Annotated in this window: 18 protein-coding genes; 13 read left to right on the forward strand and 5 right to left on the reverse strand. The window is 73.3% G+C overall.

Annotation, left to right across the window (positions count from 1 at the left end; genetic code table 11):
- Positions 1 to 37: 37 nt before the first annotated feature.
- Positions 38 to 595 carry a DUF4222 domain-containing protein gene (locus KIT14_17840; GenBank protein MCW5892387.1) on the reverse strand — a complete coding sequence of 186 codons (558 nt, stop codon included), beginning with the start codon at positions 593 to 595 and terminating at the stop codon, positions 38 to 40.
- Here KIT14_17840 and KIT14_17845 point away from each other — a divergent pair.
- Positions 586 to 2,241: an aromatic amino acid lyase gene (locus KIT14_17845; GenBank protein MCW5892388.1), complete on the forward strand. Its 1,656-nt coding sequence runs from the start codon at positions 586 to 588 to the stop codon at positions 2,239 to 2,241. The two genes, KIT14_17840 and KIT14_17845, sit on opposite strands and share 10 nt — an antisense overlap.
- A 42-nt stretch (positions 2,242 to 2,283) precedes the next feature.
- On the opposite strand, the gene KIT14_17850 is transcribed toward KIT14_17845, so the two are convergent.
- Positions 2,284 to 3,888, reverse strand: coding sequence for a hypothetical protein (locus tag KIT14_17850; protein MCW5892389.1), 1,605 nt, complete (start codon positions 3,886 to 3,888; stop codon positions 2,284 to 2,286).
- A 94-nt stretch (positions 3,889 to 3,982) separates the two neighbouring features.
- Between KIT14_17850 and KIT14_17855 the strand changes: the two genes are divergently transcribed.
- The 12 genes from KIT14_17855 to KIT14_17910 all read left to right on the forward strand — a co-directional run bounded on the left by KIT14_17855 (position 3,983) and on the right by KIT14_17910 (position 21,111).
- Entirely contained in the window at positions 3,983 to 5,446 is a 1,464-nt protein-coding gene (locus tag KIT14_17855; protein ID MCW5892390.1) for a cobalamin-dependent protein, read from the forward strand.
- Entirely contained in the window at positions 5,443 to 6,123 is a 681-nt protein-coding gene (locus KIT14_17860; GenBank protein ID MCW5892391.1) for a glycosyltransferase family 2 protein, read from the forward strand. The genes KIT14_17855 and KIT14_17860 overlap by 4 nt, the downstream gene beginning before the upstream one ends.
- A gap of 76 nt (positions 6,124 to 6,199) precedes the next feature.
- Positions 6,200 to 6,787 carry an SRPBCC family protein gene (locus tag KIT14_17865; GenBank protein MCW5892392.1) on the forward strand — a complete coding sequence of 196 codons (588 nt, stop codon included), beginning with the start codon at positions 6,200 to 6,202 and terminating at the stop codon, positions 6,785 to 6,787.
- 1 nt (position 6,788) lies between these two features.
- Positions 6,789 to 7,430 carry a ribosome biogenesis GTP-binding protein YihA/YsxC gene (gene yihA, locus KIT14_17870; GenBank protein ID MCW5892393.1) on the forward strand — a complete coding sequence of 214 codons (642 nt, stop codon included), beginning with the start codon at positions 6,789 to 6,791 and terminating at the stop codon, positions 7,428 to 7,430.
- Entirely contained in the window at positions 7,427 to 8,227 is an 801-nt protein-coding gene (locus KIT14_17875; GenBank protein ID MCW5892394.1) for a glutamate racemase, read from the forward strand. Before yihA ends, KIT14_17875 begins: the two co-directional genes overlap by 4 nt.
- A gap of 81 nt (positions 8,228 to 8,308) precedes the next feature.
- Positions 8,309 to 11,842, forward strand: a complete 3,534-nt coding sequence (gene secA, locus KIT14_17880; protein ID MCW5892395.1) for a preprotein translocase subunit SecA — start codon at positions 8,309 to 8,311, stop codon at positions 11,840 to 11,842.
- Positions 11,843 to 11,846: 4 nt separating this feature from the next.
- Positions 11,847 to 13,049, forward strand: coding sequence for a bifunctional glutamate N-acetyltransferase/amino-acid acetyltransferase ArgJ (gene argJ, locus KIT14_17885; protein ID MCW5892396.1), 1,203 nt, complete (start codon positions 11,847 to 11,849; stop codon positions 13,047 to 13,049).
- Positions 13,050 to 13,053: 4 nt separating this feature from the next.
- Positions 13,054 to 13,950 carry a CPBP family intramembrane metalloprotease gene (locus KIT14_17890; protein MCW5892397.1) on the forward strand — a complete coding sequence of 299 codons (897 nt, stop codon included), beginning with the start codon at positions 13,054 to 13,056 and terminating at the stop codon, positions 13,948 to 13,950.
- Positions 13,947 to 14,396, forward strand: a complete 450-nt coding sequence (rnhA, locus tag KIT14_17895) for a ribonuclease HI (protein MCW5892398.1) — start codon at positions 13,947 to 13,949, stop codon at positions 14,394 to 14,396. Before KIT14_17890 ends, rnhA begins: the two co-directional genes overlap by 4 nt.
- A complete protein-coding gene (locus KIT14_17900; protein MCW5892399.1) occupies positions 14,396 to 16,333 on the forward strand; it encodes a S9 family peptidase in 1,938 nt (645 codons plus the stop codon). Before rnhA ends, KIT14_17900 begins: the two co-directional genes overlap by 1 nt.
- 116 nt (positions 16,334 to 16,449) lie before the next feature.
- Positions 16,450 to 19,836 (forward strand): beta-propeller fold lactonase family protein, encoded by a 3,387-nt coding sequence (locus KIT14_17905; GenBank protein ID MCW5892400.1) that lies wholly within the window; start codon positions 16,450 to 16,452, stop codon positions 19,834 to 19,836.
- Between the two features lie 105 nt (positions 19,837 to 19,941).
- Positions 19,942 to 21,111: a patatin-like phospholipase family protein gene (locus KIT14_17910; GenBank protein ID MCW5892401.1), complete on the forward strand. Its 1,170-nt coding sequence runs from the start codon at positions 19,942 to 19,944 to the stop codon at positions 21,109 to 21,111.
- A gap of 6 nt (positions 21,112 to 21,117) precedes the next feature.
- On the opposite strand, the gene KIT14_17915 is transcribed toward KIT14_17910, so the two are convergent.
- From KIT14_17915 to gatA, 3 genes are all read right to left on the reverse strand, one after another.
- Complete coding sequence (locus tag KIT14_17915; protein ID MCW5892402.1) at positions 21,118 to 21,540, reverse strand: hypothetical protein; 423 nt, start codon at positions 21,538 to 21,540, stop codon at positions 21,118 to 21,120.
- A gap of 64 nt (positions 21,541 to 21,604) precedes the next feature.
- On the reverse strand, positions 21,605 to 23,053 hold the full coding sequence (gene gatB, locus KIT14_17920; protein MCW5892403.1) for an Asp-tRNA(Asn)/Glu-tRNA(Gln) amidotransferase subunit GatB: 1,449 nt from the start codon (positions 23,051 to 23,053) through the stop codon (positions 21,605 to 21,607).
- 20 nt (positions 23,054 to 23,073) lie between these two features.
- Entirely contained in the window at positions 23,074 to 24,540 is a 1,467-nt protein-coding gene (gatA, locus tag KIT14_17925; GenBank protein ID MCW5892404.1) for an Asp-tRNA(Asn)/Glu-tRNA(Gln) amidotransferase subunit GatA, read from the reverse strand.
- Positions 24,541 to 24,542: the final 2 nt, after the last annotated feature.

The raw sequence follows: 24,542 nt of genomic DNA on the forward strand, positions 1-24,542 counted from the left end.
AGCGCCGCCGGATCCGTCAACCGGCGCGCGCCGCGCTTCAGCGCTGGATCAGCGAGACCTTGTCGCCGTCGAAGTAGACGACCATCTGGTGCCAGCGGTTCTCCCAGAAGCTCCACTGCGGCGACGCGAGGTCGGGCGTGCGGTTCGCGGGCGGGTAGCCCCACGACCAGAGGACCTGCTGGCGCGTCATGCCCTTCTCGATCTGCCCGGCCTCGACCAGCGGGCGGATCTTCTTCGGCAGCCTCGCGATCGCCGGCTTCGGATCGGTGGTGACGAGCCAGCGATCGATGAGGCCGTCCATGGGCAGCACCTTCTTGCCGTAGCGGTTCACCATGGTGATCGCCGGGTATCCGTCGGGCTGGAAGGTGACGCTGTTCTTGCGCACGCCGGTGATCTGCACGCGCGTTCCGACCGGGATCAGCGTGCCCACCTGGTACGGGTTGTCGGTGACGGCCGGCTTCTCGTAGCGCAGGTTGCAGCAAAGGAAGCGGGTCTCGCCGATGCGCGGATCCGCCACCTTCGGCCCCTGGAGACAGGCGGAGAGCGCGGGCAGGAGCAGGGCGAGGCCGAGCAGCGCAGCGCGGGATGGTCGCATCGCGCCCCGGTAGCAGAGGGTCCGGAGTCCTTCAATTCCCGGCATTGCACCGCCGCGGATTGCCGCGTCGCCGACCCTCCGCTAGCGTCGCGCGCGTGTCGGATCCGGTCCTGCTCGCACCGCCCGAGCCGCTCGCGCTCGCGGCGCTCGGTCGCATCGCCGCGGGGGCGCGTGTCGTCGTCGGGCGCGACGTCGTGCCGCGTATGGAGGCGTCGCGGCGTCAGCTCGCGGCGCTCGCGCGCGCGGGCCGCGTCGTCTACGGGCTCAACACCGGCTGCGGGCCGCTGTGCGACCGGACGGTGCCGCCCGAGCAGGCGGCGCGCTTCCAGCTGAACCTCCTGCGCAGTCACGCCTCGGGGCTCGGCGCGCCGCACGTGCCCGCGGTCGCGCGCGCGACGATGGCGGTACGCGCGCTCTCGCTGGCGCAGGGTCGCTCGGCGGTGCGGCCGCTCGTCGTCGACACGCTGGTCGCGATGCTGAACGCCGACCTGCTGCCCGTGATCCCGGAGACGGGCTCGGTCGGTGCCAGCGGCGATCTCGTCGAGCTGGCGCACGTGGCGCGGGCGCTCGCGGGCGAGGGCGTCGTCACCTGGCAGGGCCGGCAGCGTCCCGCGGCCGACGCGTTCGCCGAGGCGGGGCTGCGTCCCCTCGTGCCCGAGGGCCGCGAGGCGCTCGCGCTCATGAACGGCACCGCGTGCGAGACGGCGCAGGCGGCGCTCGCCGTGCTGGGGACCGAGGAGGTGCTCGCCGCCGCCGAGACCGCCGCGGCGCTCGTGCTCGACGTCTTCGGCAGCAGCCCGGAGGCCTTCGACCCGCGCGTCCACGGCGCGCGCCCGCACGCCGGGCAGGCGGCGACGGCCGCGCGCCTGCGCACGCTGCTCGCCGGCAGCGGCCGCCTGCGTGACGCGGCCGCACGTGGCGGGCCGGCGGGCGGCCGCACCGAGCCGGTGCAGGACGCCTACACGCTGCGCTGCGTGCCGCAGGTGCTGGGCGCGGTGCGGGCGACGCTGGCGCACGTGCGCGACGTGATCGGCGTCGAGGTGAACGCGGTCACCGACAACCCGACGTTCTTCCCCGAGGACGACGTCGTACTCCATGCCGGCAACTTCCACGGCCAGCCGGTGGCGATGGCGGCCGACCACCTGAAGCTGGCGCTGGCGGAGATCGCCGTCTTCTCCGAGCGCCGCCTGGCACGCCTGCTCGATCCCGCGACCAACGCCGGCCTGCCGCCGTTCCTGATCCGCGATCAGGTGGGCGTGCGCAGCGGGCTCATGGGGCTCCAGTACTGCGCCAGCTCCACCGTCGCCGAGAACCAGGTGCTCGCGACGCCCGCCTCGCTCGGTACCGTGCCCACCAACGCCAACAACCAGGACGTCGTCGGCATGGGCACCGTCGCGGTGCGCCAGGCGCGGCGGCTGCTCGACAACGCCCGCCGTGTGGTGGCGATCGAGCTGGTCGCGGCGGCGGAGGCGGCCGACCTCGTCGGCACGGACGCCTTCGCACCGGCGACGCGCGCCGCCCACGATGCCATCCGCGCGCTCGTGCCGCCGCTGCTCGAGGACCGCGCCCTCGGCGACGACGTCGAGCGCCTCGCCGCCTCGCTGGAGCGCGTCGTCGCGGCGGCCGACGCGACTCGGGACGACTAGACGCCGCGCCGGTGGGGGGGCGCGCGCGCCCCGGGGAGGACGTCACCCGCCCGGCGCCGGGGCCGGGGGGCGCGGCGGCGTCAGCCGGTAGAGCGCGATGCGCTGGCCCGGGTCGGCGAGCAGCGGCTGGAAGCGCACGTCGAGCAGGTGCGCCAGCGCCGGCTCGGGCGGCAGGTGCGGGTCGAGCAGGGGCGCGTAGTAGACGGGCCGGCCGGTGGCGGCGATCGCCGCCAGCGTCTGCGCCACCGCGTCGGCGTCGAACGGCACGTCGATCGCCGGCAGCATCCAGCGGCCGTCGTCGGCGGCCGGTCCCGACGGCCGCAGGCGCCAGCGCGCGATCGTCGCGCAGTGCTCGCATTGCCCGACCGGCACCCACAGGCGGTCGGTGCCGCGGTGCACGAGGCGGTCGAACAGGAACGGATGCGTGCGCGCGACGACGACGGCGTTCGGCTCGACCGTCGCGGCGACGATGCGCAGCGCCGCGACCTCCTGCCGATCCGGGTCGGGCGCGGCGAACGCGCCGGGCGTGCGCAGCGGCCACGCCGCGGCCGCGACGACCAGCACGACGGCGGCCGCGCGCAGCGCCGCAGGCCCTCCGGCCCGCAGCGGCATCGCCGCCAGCGCGCAGCACAGCGGCAGGGCCGGCAGGAGGAAGCGATCCCACTGCCAGAAGAACGGCAGGTGCAGCGCCAGCAGCACGACGAGGACGCCGGCGGCGAGCGCGAGCAGGCGCCGCGGCCCGCCCGCCGTGCGCAGGGCCAGGACGGTGCCGAGGGCGACGAGGATGGCGGTGGGCGGCGGGTAGAGCCGGCCGAGGCCGAGCAGCTCGCGCAGGTAGAAGACGCCGTTCGGCATCGTGCCGCCGCCGTCCGGCAGCCCGGTGACGAAGCCCGGCGCGAAGAAGCGGGCGATCACCCAGTACCCGTAGCCGCTGCCGAACGGCGTGCCGAAGCGTTGCCAGGCGAACGCCAGCGACGGGACCAGCCCGAGCGCGGCGCCGGCACAGAGCGCGGCCAGGGGGCGGATCGCACCGCGCACGGCGAGCATGGTCGCCAGCGGCAGCACGACGGCGGCCGCCACCGGCCGGATGCTCGCCGCCAGGGCCGCGCATACTCCGAGCCCCGCCCAGCCCGCCGTCGCGTCGCGCCGCGCGAGCAGGACGAGGCCCCACCACGCGAGCAGCGCGACGGCGGTGGTCGTCGGCACGTCGGCCATCACCGCCTGCGACCAGCGCACGTGCAGCGGCGCGAGCGCGAGGAGCAGGCCCGCGGCGAGCCCGACGGGCAGGCCGCCCGCCGTGGCGCCGAGGCCGATGGTTGCGGCGATCGCGACGGCGGCGCTCGCGAGGACGACGACGATGCCGGTGCCCGGTGCGTCGCCGGCGACCCAGAACGCGGGCACGAGCAGCGCCGAGAAGCCGATCGGGTAGCGAGGGGGGTACCGGCCGCCGGCGATCTCGAGCCAGTAGCCGTCGCCGCGCGCGAGGTGTCGGGCGCCCTCCTCGTACTCGAGGGCGTCGGGCCGCGGGCGCAGGTCGGCGACGGCGGCCGGCGTCGTCCAGCGCAGGGCGAGCCCGAGCCCGACCACGGCGGCGACCGCGAGCGCGGCGACGAGGCGCGGGAGCGGGGTGGGCGAGGCCGGTGTCACGGGCGGCCGGATAGCGCGCGCCGGCCTGCCGGCCAAGCGCTGCCGCCCATCTCGCTACTGGCCGGGGCGGCGACCCTCGGCTATACGCGGCCCGATGCGTCCCGGGTCCGTGGTCTTCGTCGAGCCGCCGTACGTCTGCTGGGATCGCAAGCTCGACCGCGTGCGCGAGGGCGAGGAGGACATCCCCGGCATCGGCACGCTGACGCTCGCCGCCGTGATGCGCGAGCGCGGGCACCGCGTCCACGTGATCGACGGCAAGCGCACCGGGACGCCCGTCGAGGAGGTTGCGCAGGCGGTCGCGGCCCTGCGCCCCGATCACGTCGGCATCAGCGCGACCACGATCTCCGTCACCAACGCGGGCCGCATCGCCGCGCGCGTGAAGGCGCTCGTGCCGGGCGCGGTGGTGACCGTCGGCGGCCCGCACGTGAGCGCGGTCCCCGAGCGCACGCTCGCCATGTTCCCGGGCTTCGACTACGGCATCGTCGGCGAGGGCGAGCGCGCCTATCCGATGCTGGTCGACCGGCTGGCCGCGGGCGGCGGCGTCGATGACGTGCCGGGCTGCGTGCACCGTACGCCGGGCGGCGTCGCCGCCAATCCGCGCGCCGCCTATCTCGACGGCGACGAGCTCGACCGCCTGCCGGAGCCCGCCTGGGACCTCGTTCCCGGCTTCCCGCTGCGCTTTCTGCCCAACGTCTTCAACTACCGGCAGACGCCGGTCGCGAGCCTGGTCACGTCGCGCGGCTGTCCGTTCTCGTGCACGTTCTGCGACCGCTCGACGTCCGGCCGCCGCGGCCGCTTCCACGGCGTCGAGTACGTCGTCGCCATGTGCCGGCGCCTGGAGCGCATGGGCGTGCGCCACATCCTCTTCTACGACGACCTCTTCACGGTGAACCGCCCGCGCGTCGTCGCGCTCTGCGAGCGCTTTCTCGCCGAGGGGTTCCGGTTCACGTGGAGCTGCAACAGCCACCCGAACCTCCTCGATCCGCCGACGTTGGCGCTCATGCGCCGCGCCGGCTGCTGGCAGATCGCCTACGGCATCGAGTCGGGCTCGCAGCGCGTGCTCGACGTCGTGAAGCACGAGGTGAAGCTGCCGCGCATGCTGGAGACGCTGCGCCAGACGCGCGCCGCCGGCATCCGCGTGAAGGGGCTCCTCATGATGGGCCACCCGACCGAGGACGAGGCGGCGCTGGCGGAGACGACGGCCTTCCTGCGCACGGCACCGCTCGACCTCGTGCAGATCACCAAGTTCACCCCCTATCCGGGCACGCCCGCGTATCCGACCATCCACCAGCACGGCCACTTCGTCGAGGACTGGGAGCGCATGAACGCGATGAACTGGGTGTTCGTCCCGAACGGGCTCCGCGCCGAGACGCTCGAGCGCTGGTTCCGGCGTGCGTATCGGGCCTTCTACTCGCGTCCCGACGTGCTCTGGGGCCTGGCGCGCACGCTCGCGGGCGAGCCGCGCTTCCTCCGCCGCATGGCGACCTACGTGCGCGTCGGAGCGCGTGACTGGTTCGGCACGTCGCCCGCCGCCGCCGATGCGCCCGCGGCGCCGTGAGCACCGCGGCGCTGGTGCCGGCGTTCGATGCCGCGGGCTCGATCGCGGACGTCGTGCGCGGAGCGGCCGAGGTGCTGACGCCGGTCGTGGTCGTCGACGACGGCTCGGCCGACGACACGGCGGCGCGCGCGCAGGCCGCGGGCGCCGTCGTGGTGCGCCAGCCCGTCAACCGCGGCAAGGGCGCCGCGCTCGTGGTCGGGCTGCGGTACATGGCCGAGCACGGCATCACCCACGCGCTCACCCTCGACGCCGACGGCCAGCACCTGCCGTCGCAGCTGCCCGTGCTGCTGGCGGCCTCGGCGGCGGCGCCCGACGCGATCGTCGTCGGCGTGCGCAAGAAGGAGGGGCACACGATCCGCGGCATCAACCGCTTCGGGAACAGGGTCGCCGACACGCTCATGCGGCGGATCGCGGGCCGGCCGCTCCCCGACACGCAATCGGGGTTCCGCGTCTATCCCGTCGCGTCGACCCTGGCGCTCGGCACCGAGGGGACGCGCTACGAGTTCGAGACCGAGGTGCTCCTGCGCGCGGCCCGCGCGGCCATGCCGCTCGTCGGCATCCCCGTCGAGGTCTTCTACCCGCCGGTCGACGAGCGCATCAGTCACTACCGCCCGTGGCGGGACACCCTGCGCATCATCGGCATCGTGCTGCGCGTGCTCGCCGCCGGGCGGCGCTGAGCGCGGACGGCGGCCGTCTTGTGCCGCCCAGGCGCCATCGGCTAAGAGCCGCGCCATGCGTCGACTTCTTCCTCTCATGCTCGGGTTCGCGCTCGCGTTCGGTGGCTGCGGCGGCTGTGGCGGCGGCGAGACGACGACGCCCGTCAAGGAGATCGTGACCGAGCGCATCGAGAAGGACGGCGACGTCTGGAAGGTGAACTTCACCTCCAAGATCGACGCCCCCATCGAGCAGGTCTGGGAGGCGTTCACGCAGCCGGAGCGCGCCAAGGAGCTGGCGCCGGAGAACGTGAAGAAGTCCGAGGTCGTCTCCTCCGAGGGCAACAAGAAGACGATCGACCTCGTCGGCACGCTCGACATCCTGCCCCCGGGCTTCAAGATGCAGCAGGTCGTCACGGAGTACACCTTCTTCCCGGACGAGAAGCGCATCACCTCGAAGACGATCGACTTCAAGCTCGCCGACATCACCTCGGAGTACAAGTTCACCGCCGCGGACGGCGGCAAGGCGACGCTGCTCACGTTCACGCAGGAGAGCAAGGACAAGGCCGCGCTGCCGGTCGCGTCGCTGCAGAAGGGCGCGCTGCGCGAGACCTACATCCTCCAGATCAAGGTCGTGAACCGCGCGCTCGGGCTCGACAAGCCCGCCGCGGCCGCCGCCCAGGGCTGACGTGAAGGTCACCGCGGCCCGCTTCCTCGGCGCCGCGGCAGGCAGGGCGGAGGGGCCGGCGCCGGCCGGACCCGAGGTCGCGATCGCCGGCCGGTCGAACGTCGGCAAGTCGTCGCTGCTGAACGTGCTGCTGGCCCGCAAGGGGCTGGCGCGTACCAGCGCCACGCCGGGGCGCACCCGGCAGATCAACTTCTTCCTCGTCAACGAGCGCCTGGTGATCGCCGACCTGCCGGGCTACGGCTTCGCGGTCGGCTCCGAGGCGGAGCGTGCGGCGTGGGGGCCGCTCGTCGAGGGCTACCTGCGGCGCCGCGCGCCGCTGCGCGGCGTGGCCGTGCTGGTCGACGTCCGCCGCGGCCTCCAGGACGCCGAGCGCCAGCTGCTCGACTTCCTCGATCATGTGGAGCTGCCGTCGGCGCTGGTGGTGACCAAGATCGACAAGCTCGGCCGCAACGCCGCGTCGGTCGCGGTCGCGACGCTGGGGCGCGAGGTCGGGCCCGACGTGCCCGTCGTCGGCTGGTCGTCGCACACGGGCGCCGGCCGCGACGCCCTGTGGGGCGTGCTCCGCGGCTGGCTCGACGCACCGCCTCGCGTCCTCCATAACGGCGACGATGCCGCCGGCCCTCCGGCGCGCAGGCGACGATGAGCAGCCGCGACGACGCGATCGGCATCTTCGACTCGGGGGTGGGCGGGCTCACCGTCGTGCACGCGTTGCTGCGCGCGCTGCCGCACGAGGATCTGATCTACCTCGGCGACACGGGACGCGCGCCGTACGGCACCAAGTCGGGCGAGACGGTCACGCGCTACAGCATCGAGAACGTCGAGTTCCTGCTCGCACGCGACGTGAAGATGATCGTCGTCGCGTGCAACTCGGCATCGGCCACGGCGCTCGACGTCCTCCGGGCCCGCTTCACGGTGCCCATCGTCGGCGTCATCGAGCCCGGGGCGCGCGCCGCCGTGGCGCATACGCACGCGCGGCGCGTCGGGGTGATCGGCACGGAGGCGACGATCGCGTCGGGCGCCTACACGCGGGCGCTGCGCCGGATCGAGCCGTCGCTCGAGCTCTACACCCGGGCCTGCCCGCTGCTCGTCCCGCTCGCCGAGGAGGGCTGGATCGAGGGTGACATCGCACGCAGTGTGGTCGAGACCTATCTCGCGAGCCTCACCCGCAGCGGCATCGACGCGCTCATCCTCGGCTGCACGCACTACCCGCTGCTGCGCGACGTCATCGCCGCGGTCATGGGAGCCGGCGTCCGCCTCGTCGATTCGGCCGAGGAGACGGCACGGGAGGTCGCGGCCCGGCTCGCCGACGCGGGCCTCGCGCGCGCCGCGGGCACGGGCGGCACGAGCTTCTTCGTCACCGACGTCCCGGACCGCTTCGTGCGCATCGGCCAACGCTTCCTCGGGGCGCGGGTGGAGTCGGCGGTGCGGATCGAGCGATGAGGCGTCGGCCCACGCTCTCGGCCCGGGGCGAGGCCCCGGCTTGACCCCCCAGGGGTCCACGTCGACAATGGTGCGCTTGCAATGGCGAACTTCCTGACCCGCATCTTCGGGAGCGCGAACGACCGGATGATGCGCCGGTTGCGACCGCTGATCGACGAGATCAACGACCTCGAGGGCCGCTTCACGGAGCTTCCCGACGAAGCGTTCCCCGAGCTGACGCGGGAGTGGATGGCGAAGGTCGCCGCCGAGGAGACCACCCTCGACGACGTCCTGCCGGAAGCCTTCGCGGCGGTGCGCGAGGCGAGCCGGCGGACCATCGGCCTGCGGCACTACGACGTGCAGTGCCTCGGCGGCATCGTGCTGCACAAGGGCTCGATCGCCGAGATGAAGACCGGCGAGGGCAAGACCCTGGTCGCGACCCTGCCGCTGTACCTGAACGCGCTGGCCGGCAAGGGCGCGCACCTCGTGACGGTGAACGACTACCTCGCCCGCCGCGACGTGCAGTGGATGGGGCCGATCTACCACTTCCTCGGCCTCACCGTCGGCTCGATCATCCACGACACGAGCCTGCGCTTCGACCCCTCGTACATCCCGAAGGACTACCGGTTCCTCAACTTGCGGCCGGTGGAGCGGCGCGACGCGTACCGCTGCGACATCACCTACGGGACGAACAACGAGTTCGGCTTCGACTACCTGCGCGACAACATGAAGTTCGCGCTCGAGGAGTACGTCCAGCGCGAGCTGTACTACGCGATCGTCGACGAGGTCGACAACATCCTCGTCGACGAGGCGCGCACGCCGCTCATCATCTCGGGACCCGCCGAGGCGTCGAGCGACCTCTACCGCGTCGTCAACCGCATCATCCCGCGGCTCGCGAAGGACGTCGACTTCACCATCGACGAGAAGCACAAGAACGCGATGCTCACCGAAGAGGGCGTCGCCAAGTGCGAGCGCCTCCTCGGCGTCGCCAACCTCTACGACCCGAGCCAGATCGACAGCCTGCACCACGTGCAGCAGGCGCTGAAGGCGCACACGCTGTTCAAGCGCGACGTCGACTACGTGGTGAAGGACGGCGAGGTCATCATCGTCGACGAGTTCACCGGCCGTCTGATGCCCGGCCGGCGCTGGTCCGACGGCCTCCACCAGGCGGTCGAGGCGAAGGAGAGCGTGAAGATCGAGAGCGAGAACCAGACGCTCGCGACCATCACGATCCAGAACTACTTCCGCATGTACGCCAAGCTCGGCGGCATGACCGGCACCGCCGACACCGAGGCGGCCGAGTTCCAGAAGACGTACAAGCTCGAGGTCGTCGTCGTTCCCCCGAACAAGGGCATGTCGCGCAAGGATCTGCCCGACGTCGTCTACAAGACCGACCGCGAGAAGCTCGAAGCGGTGGTGGGGGAGATCAAGGAGTCGAACGCCAAGGGCCAGCCGGTCCTGGTCGGCACCACGTCGGTCGAGAAGTCGGAGCGCGTCTCGAAGCTGCTGAAGCGCGACGCCATCCGGCACAACGTCCTCAACGCCATCAACCACGAGGCCGAGGCGAACATCATCGCCCAGGCCGGCCGCTACGGGCAGGTCACGATCGCGACCAACATGGCCGGTCGCGGCACCGACATCCTCCTCGGCGGCAACCCGGACTTCCTGGCGCGCTCCGAGATGGAGAACGCCTGGATCCGCGAGTCGGCGAAGCTGGGCGGCGGCAACGCCAACGCCGAGCGCTACGAGGACGCCCTGCGGACGCTGCGCGAGCGCTACGACGAGGCGGTGCAGGCGCTGCGCGCGCGCCATGGCGCGGCGCTGGCGGAGATCGAGACGCAGCGCTCGGTGGCGCTGAACAAGCTCACCGAAGCCGACCGCAAGCTGCGCGAGCTCTCGCCGCTGCGCGACCTGCGCGCGCGCTTCGAGCAGGCCAGCTCGGTCGATCTCATTCCGGCCTTGCGCGCCCGTGCCGACGTCCCCGGGCGCTATCAACGTCTCAAGGCCGAGATCGAGCAGGCGCTGTTCGGCGACGGCGGCGAGGCGATCGCGGCGGAGCGCGACGAGATGGGCGCCGTCCGCGCACGGTACGACGAAGCGCTCGCGGCGTGGGCCGAGGGCGGGCAGCGCTCGGACGAGGCGGCGCGCATGCTCGACGACCGTCGCGCCGAGTACGAGCGCGGGGTCGCGCATCTCGATCTGATCCGCATGCTGCGCGAGCCGGGGGCCGCGAACGGCCAGGCCGCCGAGTGGAGCCAGACGTACCGCGAGGCCGAGCAGGCGTACCTCGACCTCGAGCGCCGTCACGAGGCCGAGCAGGCACCCTACGACGAGGGGCTCCAGCTCGCCGAGGCGCAGTACGAGGCCGATCGCGCGAAGTACGTCGCCGCCGTCGAGGAGATCCGCGAGGAGCTGCAGAAGGCGCCGCAGGCGTACGAGGAACGCTTCAAGGATATCCTCGCGCGCTTCCAGGCCGACTGCGCCGCCGAGCGCGAGAAGGTCGTCGCTGCCGGCGGGCTGCACATCATCGGCACCGAGCGCCACGAGGCCCGCCGCATCGACAACCAGCTGCGCGGCCGTGCCGGCCGCCAGGGCGACCCGGGCGCGTCGCGCTTCTTCCTCTCGCTGGAAGACGACCTGCTGCGCATCTTCGGCGCCGACCGCATGCAGGGCCTCATGCAGAAGCTCGGCATGGAGGACGGCGTTCCGATCGAGCACCGCTTCGTCACCCGCGCCATCCGCAACGCGCAGGAGAAGGTCGAAGCCCACAACTTCGACATCCGCAAGCACCTGCTCGAGTACGACGACGTCCTCAACAAGCAGCGCGAGGTCATCTACGCGCGCCGCCGCGAGATCCTCGGCCGCGAGGAGCTGCGCGAGGACGTGCTCGAGATGATCGAGGCGCAGGTCACCGACCTCGTCGGCCTCCACTGCGGCGAGGACGTCTCGCCGGAGACGTGGGACCTCGGGACGCTCGACGACGCGATCTTCCAGCAGTTCAACTTGCGCCTCGGGCTGCCGGACATGGCGAACGACTTCGAGCGGCCCGCGCAGGTCGAGGGCGTCGTCGCGGAGGCGGTGCGGCACGCCTACGAGGAGCGCGAGCGCCTCTTCACGCCCCCGGTCCTGCGCCACCTCGAGCGCATCATCTACCTCCAGACGCTCGACAATCTGTGGCGCGACCACCTCCTCAACATGGACCACCTGAAGGAGGGCATCGGGCTGCGCGGGTACGCGCAGAAGAACCCGCTCCAGGAGTACCAGAAGGAAGGCTACGACCTCTTCGAGGACATGGTCCGGCGCCTCGAGAGCGACGTCGTCGAGAAGGTGATGAGCGTCCAGCTCCAGGTGCAGGCCGCGCCGGCGCAGCAGCCGCGCCTGGCCGCCCAGGGCGGCGCCGACGCGCTGGCGGAGCCGATGGCGACGTCGGAGCCGGCGCCGATGCCGGCGCAGCTGCGCGAGATGGAAGAGCGGCAGCGCCGGCAGCAGCGCGTCCAGCTCTCGCACGGCGACACGCCGGTGGGCGGGCCCCGGGCGGCGACGGTCACACGCGACGGCGACAAGGTCGGGCGCAACGATCCGTGCCCGTGCGGCAGCGGCAAGAAGTTCAAGAAGTGCCACGGCGCGCAGGCCTGACGCGGTGAAGCTGCCTCGCCGCGCCCATCGGGTGCGCGTCCCCGGCTTCCGCTTCGCCGGCGTGCGCGCGGGGCTGAAGACGCGCGGCCGCGACGTCGCGCTCATCGCCTGCGAGCGTCCGGTCACGGCGGCGGGCGTGCTGACGACGAACCGTGCCCCGGCGGCGCCGGTCGTGCTCACGCGGGCGCGCCTGGCTACCGGCCGTGCGGCCGCCGTGCTCGTGAACGCCGGCAACGCCAACGCCTGCACGGGCCGCGCGGGTCAGCGCACCGCGGAGTCGTCGACGGCCCTCGTCGCCGAGCTGCTGGCGGTGCCGCCGGCGAGCGTGCTCGTCTGCTCGACCGGGCGCATCGGCGTTCCGGTGCCGGACGACCTCCTCCAGGGCGGCGTGCGCGCGGCGGCGCGGGCGCTGCGGCCCGACGGCTTCGGCGACGCGGCCGAGGCCATCTGCACCACCGACGCGTTTCCGAAGACGGCCGTCCGCCGGCTGCGCCTGGGCGGCAAGCCGGTGACCATCGCGGTGCTCGGCAAGGGCGCCGGCATGATCTCGCCGAACATGGCGACGCTGCTGGTGTTCGCCTGCACCGACGCGCGCCTGTCGCCCGCCGTCGCGCGCCGGGCGCTCGCGGCGGGCGTAGACGGCTCGTTCAATCGCATCACCGTCGACGGCGACATGAGCACCAACGACAGCGTGCTGCTCCTCGCCAGCGGCGCCGCCGGCAACGCGGCGGTGCGCGCCGGCTCGCCCGACCATCGGCGCTTCGAGCAGGCGCTCACGGCGGCGCTCGCCGAGGTCGCGCGCCTCGTCGTCCTCGACGGCGAGGGCGCCCGCAAATGCGTGCAGGTGACCGTCGAGGGCGCGCGCGACGACGACGCGGCGCAGTGCGCCGCCCGGGGCGTCGCCGAGTCGATGCTGTGCAAGGCGGCGTTCGCCGGCGCCGATCCGAACTGGGGCCGCTTCGTGTGCGCCGCCGGCGCCACCGGCGTCACGCTCGACGCCGGCAGGGTCGACGTGGTGATCGGCGGCGTGCCGGTGGCGCGTGCCGGCAGGCCCATCCCGGGCGCGCTCCGCCGGGCCAAGGCCCGCATGCAGCAGCGCGAGTTCACGGTGCTGCTGCGCCTGCGCCAGGGTACGGGGCGCGGATGGATGTGGACGTCGGATCTCACCGTCGAGTACGTCCACTTCAACGCCGCCTACACCACCTGAGCCGGTGCCGACCCTCCGGCTGCTCGCCGCCGCCCTCGGCCTGCTCGCCGCCACCGCGGTGCTGAGCCCGTGGGTGGCGTGGGGCACCCAGGCGCTCGGCTTCGACTTCAAGTTCTCGCGCGTTTGGAACCGTGTGCTCCAGGTGCTGCTCGTGCTGGCCGTCGTCTTCGGCTGGCGCCGGCTCGACCTCGGCAACGCGACCCAGATCGGGCTGCGGTGGCCGCACTGGCGCCGCGACCTCGGCCTCGGGCTGGCGGCGGGGGTCACCGGCGTCGGCGTCGCGCTCTTCGTCGCCTACCTCGGCGACGGCGTGCGCCCCGCGGTGCGCTTCGACGATCCCGCGAAGATGGTGCGCAAGGCGCTCGCCGGGCTGTCGGGGGCGATGCTCATCGCCGTCGGCGAGGAGGCGCTCTTCCGCGGCGTGCTGCTGCGACGGCTGGTGCTCGACCTCGGCCGCAGCGGCGGCGTCGCGGTGACGACGGCGGTCTACGCGGTCGTGCACGTGCTCCGTCCGGGCGGCAGCCGCGAGGTGTACGCGTGGGCCGGCGTCGACCGCGTGGTGACCCTCTTCGTGCCGCTCGCCGATCCGGCTGCGCTGCCGAGCATCGTCGGGCTCGCCGCGCTGGGCGCGCTGCTCGCGTGGGCGACGCTGCGCACGGGCAGCCTGTGGACGGCGATCGGCATCCACGCCGCGTTCGTCGCCGTCTTCCGCGTCGGCCGCCTGTTCGTGAACATCCGCCGCAAGCCCGCGTGGCTCATGGGGCCGGGATGGCCGCCGCTCATCGGCGGCGTGGCGGGACTGCTCGCCGTCGCGCTGACGGGCGTGCTGCTGTGGTGGGCGCTGCGCCGGCGCGCGTTGCGCGGCGCGGAGCCGGTCCCTACACTCGCCGCCCGCGCATGAAGCTGACGATCTTCACGGATGGGGCGTGTCTCGGGAATCCGGGACCGGGGGGCTGGGGAGCGATCCTCGTCGACGGCGCGCAGCGCCGCGAGCTGTCGGGCTTCGACCCGGCGACGACGAACAACCGCATGGAGATCATGGCGGCGCTCGAGGCGCTGCGCCGCGTGCCCGACGGGGCGGACGTCGATCTCCACACCGACTCGCAGTACCTGCGCAACGGCATGAACGACTGGCTGGCGCGCTGGAAGCGCAACGGCTGGCGCACCGCCGACAAGAAGCCCGTCAAGAACGAGGACCTCTGGCGCGCGCTCGACGCCGAGGCACAGCGTCACCGGGTGCGTTGGCACTGGGTGCGCGGCCACGCCGGGCATCCCGAGAACGAGCGCTGCGACGCGCTCGCCAACGCCGCCATCCGCGCCCGTCGCGGCAGCGACACGGGGGACTGATGCGGCGCGCGCCGTACGGCGCCTGGGCGTCGCCGCTCGGCGCAGCGCAGGTGGCGGCGGCGAGCCTGCGCTTCGGCGACCTCGTCACCACCGGCGAGGCGGCGTACTGGGTCGAGACGCGTCCCGACGAGGGCGGTCGCGGCGTGCTCGTGCGCTGGGCGCCGGGGGGCGAGCCCGAGGACGTCCTGCCGGCGCCGTGGAGCGTGCGCACGCGCGCCCACGAGTACGGCGGCGGTGCCCTCGCGGCACAGGGCGCCGTCGTGTGCGTCGTCCACGACGGCGACCAGCGGCTCTATCGCGTCGGTCCGGACCGCACGCCGGTCGCGCTCACACCGGCGGGGCCGTGGCGCTGGGCGGACGCCAGCATCGATGTGGCGCGTGGGCGGCTCGTCGCCGTGCGTGAGGCGCTCGGCGAGCGCACGACCCACGTCCTCGCCGCCGTGCCGCTCGACGGCGGGGCGGCGCCCGTGCCGCTCGTCGCCGGCGACGACTTCTACGCCTCGCCGCGCCTGTCGCCCGACGGCACGCAGCTGGCCTGGCTGGCGTGGAGCCATCCGCGCATGCCGTGGGACGGCACCGAGCTGTGGGTCGCGCCGCTCGACGCCGCGGGGCGACTCGGGCCGCGCGCCCGCGTCGCCGGCGGCCCGCGCGAGTCGGTGCTCCAGCCGGAGTGGTCGCCGGAGGGCGCGCTGCACTTCGTCTCCGACCGCAGCGGCTGGTGGAACCTGCATCGCTGGCAGGACGGCGTCGCCGAGCCGCTCTGTCCGCTGGCCGCGGAGTTCGGCGTGCCGCAGTGGGTCTTCGGGCTGCACCTCTACGCGCTCGCGCCCGACGGCGCCGTCTACTGTGCGGTCGGCCGCGACGGCACGTGGCAGCTCGGGCGCGTGCCGGCGGGCGGCGGGCCGTTGCGCGTGCTCGACGCGCCCTTCACCGAGGTGTCGGCCGTGCGCGTTGCCGGCCGCACGCTCGTGCTGCGCGCGGGCGCGCCGGCACTGGCGCCGGCGATCGTCGCGCGCGATCTCGCCGGCGACGTCGCACGGGTGCTGCGCCGTGCCGGCGACGACCTCGACCCGGCCCGCGTCTCGACGCCGACCGCGGTGAGGTTCCCGTCCGCCGGCGGCCGCGAGGTGCATGCGCTGCACTATGCGCCCTGCAACCCGGACCACGCGGCCCCGCCCGGGACGCGCCCACCGCTCCTCGTGCGCTGCCACGGCGGGCCGACCGCCGCGGCGTCCAGCGCGCTCGATCCGGCGCTCCAGTTCTGGACCAGCCGCGGCTTCGCCGTCCTCGACGTCAACTACGGCGGCTCGAGCGGCTACGGCCGTGCCTACCGCGAGCGGCTGCTCGGCCAATGGGGCGTGGTCGACGTCGAGGACTGCGTGGCCGCCGCCCGGCATGCCGTCGCCGCCGGCTGGGCCGATCCGGCGCGCACCGCGATCCGCGGCTCGAGCGCCGGCGGCTTCACCGTGCTGTGTGCGCTGGCGTTCCACGACGTCTTTCGCGCCGGCGTCAGCTGGTACGGCGTCGGCGACCTGGAGGCGCTGGCGCACGAGACGCACGACTTCGAGGCCCACTATACCGACTCCCTCGTCGCCCCCTGGCCCGAGGGCCGGGCCCTCTACCGCGCCCGCTCGCCGGTGCACGCCGCCGCCCGCATCGGGGTGCCGGTGCTGTTCCTCCAGGGACTCGAGGACCGCGTCGTGCCGCCGGCCCAGGCCGAGGCCATGGTGGCGGCGTTGCGGGCCCGCGGGCGGTCCTGCGCGTACGTCCCCTTCGCGGGCGAGGGCCACGGGTTTCGCCGCGCCGCGACCATCCGCCGGGCGCTGGAGGCGGAGTGGTCGTTCTATGCGCAGGTCTTCGGCCTGCCGCCGCCGGACGTCGAGGCCGTGACCATCTTGCCCGGACTGCCCGGCACGGCGGCCGCCTCGCCCCGATGAGGGACGGCCGGCGCGTCGCGCGTACCGGCCGATACGTTTTCCTTGAGCGGCGCCGCGGCCGTGTGGTGTAACCCTCGCCGTCGCCCGTCCGTGGGCGATCCGAGAGGGGGAGTCGCATGGGAAGCCGTCGAGGGGCGCGGCGCGTCGGGGCACTGGTCGCGGCGCTGGTCGTGGGTTGGGCTGCAGCTGCGGCCGCACAGTCGCCGAGTGGAGCATTCGTCAACTTCGAGAGCGGGCATACGCGACCGCTCGCGCTGTCGCCGGACGGCAACCGCCTGTTCGCGGTCAACACGCCCGACAACCGGCTCGCGATCTACGACGTCGGCGCGGGCGGCCTGACGCTCGTCGGCGAGGTCCCGGTCGGTCTCGAGCCCGTCGCGGTCGCGGCGCGCACGAACACCGAGGTCTGGGTCGTGAACCACCTCTCGGACAGCATCAGCATCGTGCAGGTGAACGCCGGCAACCCGGCGCTCTCGCGCGTCGTGCGCACCATCCTCACCTGCGACGAGCCGCGCGACATCGTCTTCGCCGGCACCAGCGGCAACCGCGCCTTCGTCACCAGCGCGCGGCGCGGCCAGAACTGCACCGTGGCGGCCAACCTCACGACCGCCGGCACCGGACGCGCGGTCGTGCAGGTCTGGGACGCGACCAACCTCGGCAGCAGCCTCGGCGGCACGCCGATCGCCTCCCTGGCGCTCTTCACCGACACCCCGCGCGCGCTCGCGCGCACGCCCGACGGCTCCCGCGTCTATGCGGCCGGCTTCCACACCGGCAACCGCACGACGGCGATCGTCGAGCCGACGGTCACGAGCGGCGGCGGTCTGCCGCCGAACCCGCCCGGCTCGACGCCCGGCCGCCCCAACACCGGCCTCATCGTCAAGTTCAACGGCACGAACTGGGTCGACGAGATCAACCGCAACTGGAACTCGCGGGTGCCGTTCTCGCTGCCCGACCGCGACGTCTTCATCATCGACGCCAACGCGGGAACGCCGGCGCTGGTCCCGGCGCCGAACAACGTCCAGGGCGTCGGCACCGTCATCTTCAACATGGCCGTCCGTCCGGGCGGCTCGAACCGGCTCTACGTCAGCAACACCGAGGCGCGGAACCAGGTGCGCTTCGAGCCGCGCATCAACAACACGTGGGGCGTGCAGGGCCACATCGCCGAGAGCCGTATCACGGTGGTGAACGGCACCACGCCGACGGCGCGGCATCTCAATCCGCACATCGACTACACCTGCGTGCCGCCGGGCTGCATCTCGCCGCAGTCCGAGCGCGACCAGACCCTGGCCTTCCCGACCGACATGGTCTTCTCGAGCGACGGCGCACGTCTCTACGTCGCCGGCCTCGGCTCGGGCAAGGTCGGCATCTTCGACGCGGCGGCGCTCGAGGCCGGCACCATCACGCCGCTCACGAAGACGCTGGTCCAGGTGGGGCAGGGGCCGAGCGGCGTCGTGCTCGACGAGGCGCGCAACCGCCTCTACGTCATGAACCGCATCAGCCACGACCTCTCGATCGTGGCGAACGCGTCGACGCCGGCGTCGGCGTTCGAGTCGGCCGTCGTGCCGCTGCGCTACGATCCGTCGCCGGCGTTCGCGCGTGACGGCCGCATCTTCCTCTACGACGCCCTGGGCACGTCGGGCCACGGCGACTCGGCCTGCGCGAGCTGCCACATCTTCGGCGACTTCGACAGCCTGGCGTGGGACCTCGGCGATCCCTTCGGCGCCGTGGTGCCGAACCCGAACCCGTTCCTGATCGGCACGGGCGGCCCGTTCCATCCGATGAAGGGCCCGATGACGACGCAGACCCTGCGCGGCATGGCGGGCGCCGGGCCGATGCACTGGCGCGGCGATCGCACCGGCGGCAGCGTCGGCGGCGATCCGCTGGACGAGGATCTCGCGTTCAAGGAGTTCAACCCGGCGTTCGTCGGCCTCCTCGGCCGCGCGACGGAGCTCACGCACGACGAGATGCAGTCCTTCACCGACTTCATCCTGAGCGTCGTGTTCCCGCCGAACCCGATCCGCGCGCTCGACAACGCGCCCACCGCCCAGGAGGCGCAGGGCGAGAACCTGTTCCTCACCCGCGTTACGGACGCCGGCGCGCTCACGTGCGTCAGCTGCCACCGGCTGCCGTTCGGCACCGACGGCTCCTCGACGTTCGAGGGCGAGACCCAGGAGTTCAAGGTCGCCCACCAGCGCAACCTCTATCAGAAGGTCGGCATGTTCGGGGCCTCCGGCGAGCAGGTCCGCGGCTTCGGCTTCCTGCACGACGGCTCGGTGCCGACCATCCAAGGCTTCGTCGCCAGCGCGATCTTCCAGAACCTGAACCTCACCGAGGAGCGCGCCATCGAGGCGTTCCTGCTCGCGCACGACACCGGGCTCGCCCCGGTCGTCGGCCAGCAGGTGTCGATCGACTCGACCAGCTGGAACGGCGTCTCCTTCGTGAACCGCATCAACCTGCTCCTGGCCCGTGCGGACGCCGGGGAGTGCGACGTCGTCGTCAAGGGCAACATCGGGGGCGAAGCCCGCGGCGGCGTCTACGCCGGCGGCAACAGCTTCCGCCTCGATCGGCACGCCGACGGGCTCGTCTCCGTGACCACGATGCGCGGCTTCGCCCAGACCGCCGGCCAGGAGATCACGTTCACGGCCGTGCCGCCGGGGACCGGGACGCGTATCGGCATCGATCGTGACCTCGACGGCGTCTTCGATCGTCGTGAGCTCGACTGCGCCACCGACCCCGCCAACGCGGCGGACTTCCCACCGACGTTGAGCGGCGCGTGCAACGTCGTGACGACGACGACGACCAGCACCACGACCACGACGATCACGGCCACGACCTCGACCACCACGACGACCGTCCTCGTGACGACGACGTCGACGACGACCAGCACCACCGTCACGTCGACCACCACGACGACGGTCACGACCACGACGAGCACCAGCACGACCACCACGACCGTGCCGCCAGCGCCCTTCGTCCTCGTCCAGACGACGCAGCTGGCGCTGAAGGATCGCGTCAACCCGCCGCTGCCGGCGGCGCGCAAGCTGAACTTCAAGTCCGATACCCGCAAGGACGGGCCGGCGAACCGCATCGTGGTTCCGGGCCGCGTCTCGGCGGGCGATCCCACGCTCGGCGGTGCGACCCTCGTCGTCTACAACGCGAACGGCAGCGGTGAGGCGGTCACGATCCCGCTGCCCGCGAGCGGCTGGGCGGCCTACGACAGCTCCCCGACGCCGAAGGGCTACCGCTTCAAGGGCAGCGACCCGAACGGGCCGGTGTCGCGCGTCATCCTCAAGGCCGACCAGATCAAGATCAAGGGCGGCAAATCGAACTTCGCCTACACGCTCGACGAGGCGTCGCAGGGCCGCATGGCGATCCGTCTCCAGCTCGGCAGCGCGACGCCGTGGTGTGCGGCGGCGGGCGCGAAGAACGCGAACAACGACGTGGCCGGCCGCTTCACCGCGGCGTCGCGCACGCCGGCTCCGCCGAGCTGCCCGAGCCTCTGATCGGCTCGACGCGGGTGCCCGCGGAGCTTCGGCTTCGCGGGCACCGGTTTCGTTGCCCGCCCGGAGCCCGTGGGCTACGAGGGGGCGGGTGCGGAGGAGAGGGGGATGACGCCGGGAGCGGCGCGACGGCGGCCGGGGCGCACCCTCGGGCTCGTCCTGTCCGGCGGCGGTGCGCGCGGCGCGTTCCAGGTCGGCGTCTACGAGCGCCTGCTCGAGGACGAGCGCTTCGCCGGCGGGCCGGCGGTGTTGTCGGGCACCTCGGCGGGCGGCATCAACGCCGCGCTCATCGCCGCCGGCCGCAGCCCGCAGGAGATGCTGCGCTTCTGGCGCGCGCTCGCCGACGACCCGCCGGTGGTCGCGAGCCGTCTCTTCTTCGACGGGGTGCTGCGCGCCATCGTCTCGCTCGCGCTCGAGGAGGGGCGCCGGTGGATCAGCGGGCCCGGCCCGCTGCGTGCGTTCCTCCAGCGCCTGCGCAACCATCTCTCCCCGGCGCCGGGCGAGGTCGTGGCGTTGTGGGTCGAGTACCTCCTCACCGCACGCTTCGAGCTCGTGAGCCGCTTGCTGGAGCGCATCCAGGAGCCGTACCTGGCCGACACCGCGCCGCTGCGCGCGCGGCTGGTGGAGGAGTTCGGCGGCGAGCGGGTCCCGAACCGCGGCGTGCGGCTCGCGATCAACACGGTCGACGCCAACACCGGGCAGGTCGTGCGCTTCGTCGGCGCACCGTCGCCGGCCACGGACTCGCCGGACTACGTGGTCGTCGACGCCATCACCGTCGACATGGTCCTCGCGAGCGCGAGCATCCCGCTGCTGTTCCCGCCGGTGCAGATCGGCGAGCACCTGTGCTGGGACGGTGGTCTACTCGTGAACACGCCGCTCGCCCCGGTCGTCAGCCTCGGCGCCGACGAGATCGTCACCGTGCTGGTGACCGAGCCGGCGGAGCAGGGCGCGCGCGGCCTCGCGCACTTCGGCCGCGCGGTGGAGCGATCCGTCGACAGCTTTCTCGAGAACGCCTACAACATCGACCGCAAGCTGCTCCTGGAGCGCAACCGCGTCGCCCGCCTCCAGGGCGGTCCGTACCGCGCGGTCACCCTCTACGAGGCCGTGCGTCCCGCGCGCGACGCCTGCTTCAGCGCCGGCTCGTATCTCTACTTCGAGCGCAGCGTGCTGGGGGCGATGTACGAGGCGGGACGCCGCGCCGGGGCGGCGTGGCTCGCGACGGGGCCGCGCGTCGACCACCTCGACGAGCCCGCGCCGGCGCTGGCGCCGGGCGCCTGAGCCGGCTCAGCGTCCGGGGCGGCGCAGGCCGGGCGCCGGCGGGCTCACGTCCGCGACGTCGGCGCGGGAGGGGAAGCGCCGCACCTCGCCGCCGCGGACGCGGCGCATCCAATCGCCGCCGGCGTCGAGCTCGCGCTCGAGCGCGGCGTGCAGGCCCAGCGGGTCGAGCCCGAGGGCGCCGCAGACGTTACGGAACGAGAGCGGCCAATCGACGTCGTCGCTCTCGAACCAGCCGAGCGTGTTGCGCAGGAGCTGGCGCGAGTGACGCTCCTGCCCGTAGGCGTGCTCGCGCAGCAGCGCGACGGCGTCGGCCAGCACCGCGAGCATCAGTCTATCTTCCGCGCTGCGCGGCTCGGGGAGCTTGAGGATGATCTCGGAAGCGAACTCCGTGGCCGGAGCCTCTGCTTCGCGCTGTCGATCGGGTTGCATGGGAACGCCTGCGTCATAGCGCGCGAACGCTCCGCGCACCAGACCGACTTTCGGGTAGGTGCGCCTACGACGAGAGGGCAGCGCGCAGGAGCTGCTGCACGACCTGTGGGTTCGCCTTCCCGCCGGTCGTCTTCATCACCTGACCGACGAGGAAGCCGAGCACCTTCTCCTTGCCGCTGCGGAACTGCTCCACCTGCTCGGGATGACGCGCGAGCACGTCACGTACCGCTCGGTCCAACGCGTCCCGGTCGCTCACCTGTGCCAGGCCTTCCGCAGCGACGAGCGCGGCCGGATCGACGTCGGTCCCGAGCAGACGCGGCAGCAGACCCTTCGCGGTGTTGCGGTTGATCGTGCCGCCCTCGACCAGGCGGGCGAGCGCCGCCAGTCGGGTGGGCGCGATCGGCCATTCGCGAATCACGAGGGCGTCGTCGAGCTTCTGCTCGCGCACGATGCGCAGCAGCTCGGTGGTGATCCAGTTCGCCGCGTCCTTCGCGCCGGCGCCGGCTGCCACCATCGCCTCGAAATAGTCCGCGACGTCCTTGCGCTGCGTGAGCACGTCGGCGTCGTAGGCCGAGAGACCGTGTGCCGCCTCGAAGCGCTGCCGGCGCGCGGGCGGCAGCTCGGGCAGCGCGGCGCGGACGGCGTCGACCCAGGCGGCGTCGACGACGAGCGGGCGCAGGTCCGGCTCGGGGAAGTAGCGGTAGTCGTGCGCCGATTCCTTGCTGCGCATCGAGCGCGTCTCGCTGCGGTCGGGGTCCCACAGCCGCGTCTCCTGGTGCAGCGCTTCGCCCTGCTGGAGCGCCTGCACCTGGCGCGCGAGCTCGAAGTCGACGGCACGCTCGACGTTGCGGAACGAGTTCATGTTCTTGATCTCGACCTTCGTGCCGAGCGTGCGGTCGCCGATGCGGCGGACGGAGCAGTTCGCGTCGCAGCGGAAGCTGCCTTCCTCCATGTTGCCGTCGCAGATCTCGAGATACTGGAGGATCGAGCGCAGCGCGCGCAGGTAGGCGCCCGCTTCGGCCGGGCTGCGCATGTCGGGCTCGCTGACGATCTCGAGCAGCGGCACGCCGCCGCGGTTGAAGTCGACCAGGCTGCCCGCCGCGTGCGCGTCGTGGATGTTCTTCCCGGTATCCTCCTCCATGTGGATGCGGGTGAGGCCGATGCGGCGCGCGACCCCCTCGACCACCACGTCGAGGCCGCCGCCGACGCACAGCGGCTGCTCGTACATGCTGATCTGATAGCCCTTCGAGAGGTCCGGGTAGAAGTAGTTCTTGCGCGCGAAGCGCGAGTGCTCGGCGATCGTGCAGCCGGTGGCGAGCCCGGCGCGGATCGCGAACTCGACGACGCGGCGGTTCAGCACGGGCAGCACGCCGGGCATGCCGAGGCAGACGGGGCAGACGTTGGTGTTCGGCGGTGCGCCGAACCGGGCCGAGCAGCCGCAGAAGATCTTCGACGCCGTCAGCAGCTCGGCGTGGACCTCGAGCCCGATGACGGCCTCGTAGCCGTCGAGGATCCAGGGCGCGGCGCTCTCGCTCACGGCAGCGGGCTCCGCGGCGTCCACACGCCGCTCGCCTCGACGGCGCCCGCGACGCGGAAGCAGGTGGCCTCGTCCCAGGCGCGGCCGATCACCTGGAAGCCGATCGGCAGGCCCGCGGCGTCGAGGCCGCAGGGCACCGACAGGGCGGGAAGCCCGGCGAGCGGGACGGCGAGCGTGAGCACGTCGGAGAGGTACATCGCGAGCGGGTCGTCGAGCCGCTCGCCGAGACGGAACGCGGTGGACGGCGCCACCGGCGAGACGAGCGCGTCGCAACCGGCGAGGGCGGCCTCGAAGTCGCGCCGGATCAGCGTCCGTACCTGCTGTGCCTTGCCGTAGAAGGCGTCGTAGTAGCCGGCCGACAGCGCGTAGGTGCCGAGCATGATCCGGCGCTTCACCTCGGCGCCGAAGCCGGCGTCGCGGGTGGCGGCGTACATCGCGCCGAGGCCGCCCGCGTCCTCGACGCGCAGCCCGTAGCGCACGCCGTCGTAGCGCGCGAGGTTCGACGACGCCTCGGCGCTCGACACGAGGTAGTAGGTGGCCACCGCGTACTCGGTGTGGGGCAGGGAGACGTCGGTGACGCTGGCGCCCGCGGCCTCGAGCGCGCGGATCGTGTCGCGCACGGCGCGCTCGACGTCGGGCTGGAGGCCGGCGGCGAAGTACTCGCGCGGCAGGCCGAGCCGCAGCCCGCGGACGCCTTCCTCGACGGCGGCGACGAAGTTCGGCACCGCGCGCGGGCTGCTGGTGGCGTCGCGCGGGTCGTGGCCGGCGATCGCCCCGAGGACGAGCGCCGTGTCGGCGACGTCGCGTCCCAGCGGGCCCACCTGATCGAGCGTCGAGGCGAAGGCCATGACGCCGTAGCGCGACACGCGCCCGTAGGTCGGCTTGATGCCGACGACCCCGCAGAACGCGGCCGGCAGGCGGATCGAGCCGCCGGTGTCGGTGCCGAGCGTGACCGGGCAGGCGGCCGACGCGACCGCGGCGGCGGAGCCGCCCGACGAGCCGCCGGCGACGCGCGCCGGGTCCCACGGGTTGCGCGTCGTGCCGAGCGCGGAGTTCTCGCACGACGAGCCCATCGCGAACTCGTCGCAGTTGACCTTGCCGGCGACGATCGCGCCGGCGCGGCGCAGGCGCTCGACCACGGTCGCGTCGTATGCCGGCACGAAGTGCTCGAGGATGCGCGACGCGGCGGTCGTCCGGACACCGGCGGTGCAGATGATGTCCTTGACGCCGACGGGGACGCCGGCGAGCGGGCCCGGGTCGTCGCCGGCGGCGACGCGGCGGTCGATCTCGGCGGCCGCGGCGCGGGCCTCGTCGGCGCACACGGTGAGGAACGCGCCGATCGTCGGCTCGGTGGCGGCGGTGCGGGCCAGAGCGGCGTCGGTCAGGGCGGCGGCGGAGAGCTCGCCGCGCCGGACGCGTTCGGCCGCCGCGCGGGCGCCGAGGGTGTGGAGCGGCTCGGCCACGT

The organism is bacterium, from assembly GCA_026129405.1.
Lineage (GTDB): Bacteria > Desulfobacterota > Binatia > DP-6 > DP-6 > JAHCID01.

Excerpts from the sequence above, each read along its gene's own strand:
- KIT14_17845 (MCW5892388.1), top strand. The coding sequence starts at position 586 with ATGGTCGCATCGCGCCCCGGTAGCAGAGGGTCCGGAGTCCTTCAATTC.
- KIT14_17840 (MCW5892387.1), bottom strand. The coding sequence starts at position 595 with ATGCGACCATCCCGCGCTGCGCTGCTCGGCCTCGCCCTGCTCCTGCCC.
- KIT14_17855 (MCW5892390.1), top strand. The coding sequence starts at position 3,983 with ATGCGTCCCGGGTCCGTGGTCTTCGTCGAGCCGCCGTACGTCTGCTGG.
- KIT14_17865 (MCW5892392.1), top strand. The coding sequence starts at position 6,200 with ATGCTCGGGTTCGCGCTCGCGTTCGGTGGCTGCGGCGGCTGTGGCGGC.
- KIT14_17875 (MCW5892394.1), top strand. The coding sequence starts at position 7,427 with ATGAGCAGCCGCGACGACGCGATCGGCATCTTCGACTCGGGGGTGGGC.
- secA (MCW5892395.1), top strand. The coding sequence starts at position 8,309 with ATGGCGAACTTCCTGACCCGCATCTTCGGGAGCGCGAACGACCGGATG.
- rnhA (MCW5892398.1), top strand. The coding sequence starts at position 13,947 with ATGAAGCTGACGATCTTCACGGATGGGGCGTGTCTCGGGAATCCGGGA.
- KIT14_17900 (MCW5892399.1), top strand. The coding sequence starts at position 14,396 with ATGCGGCGCGCGCCGTACGGCGCCTGGGCGTCGCCGCTCGGCGCAGCG.
- KIT14_17905 (MCW5892400.1), top strand. The coding sequence starts at position 16,450 with ATGGGAAGCCGTCGAGGGGCGCGGCGCGTCGGGGCACTGGTCGCGGCG.
- KIT14_17910 (MCW5892401.1), top strand. The coding sequence starts at position 19,942 with ATGACGCCGGGAGCGGCGCGACGGCGGCCGGGGCGCACCCTCGGGCTC.
- KIT14_17915 (MCW5892402.1), bottom strand. The coding sequence starts at position 21,540 with ATGCAACCCGATCGACAGCGCGAAGCAGAGGCTCCGGCCACGGAGTTC.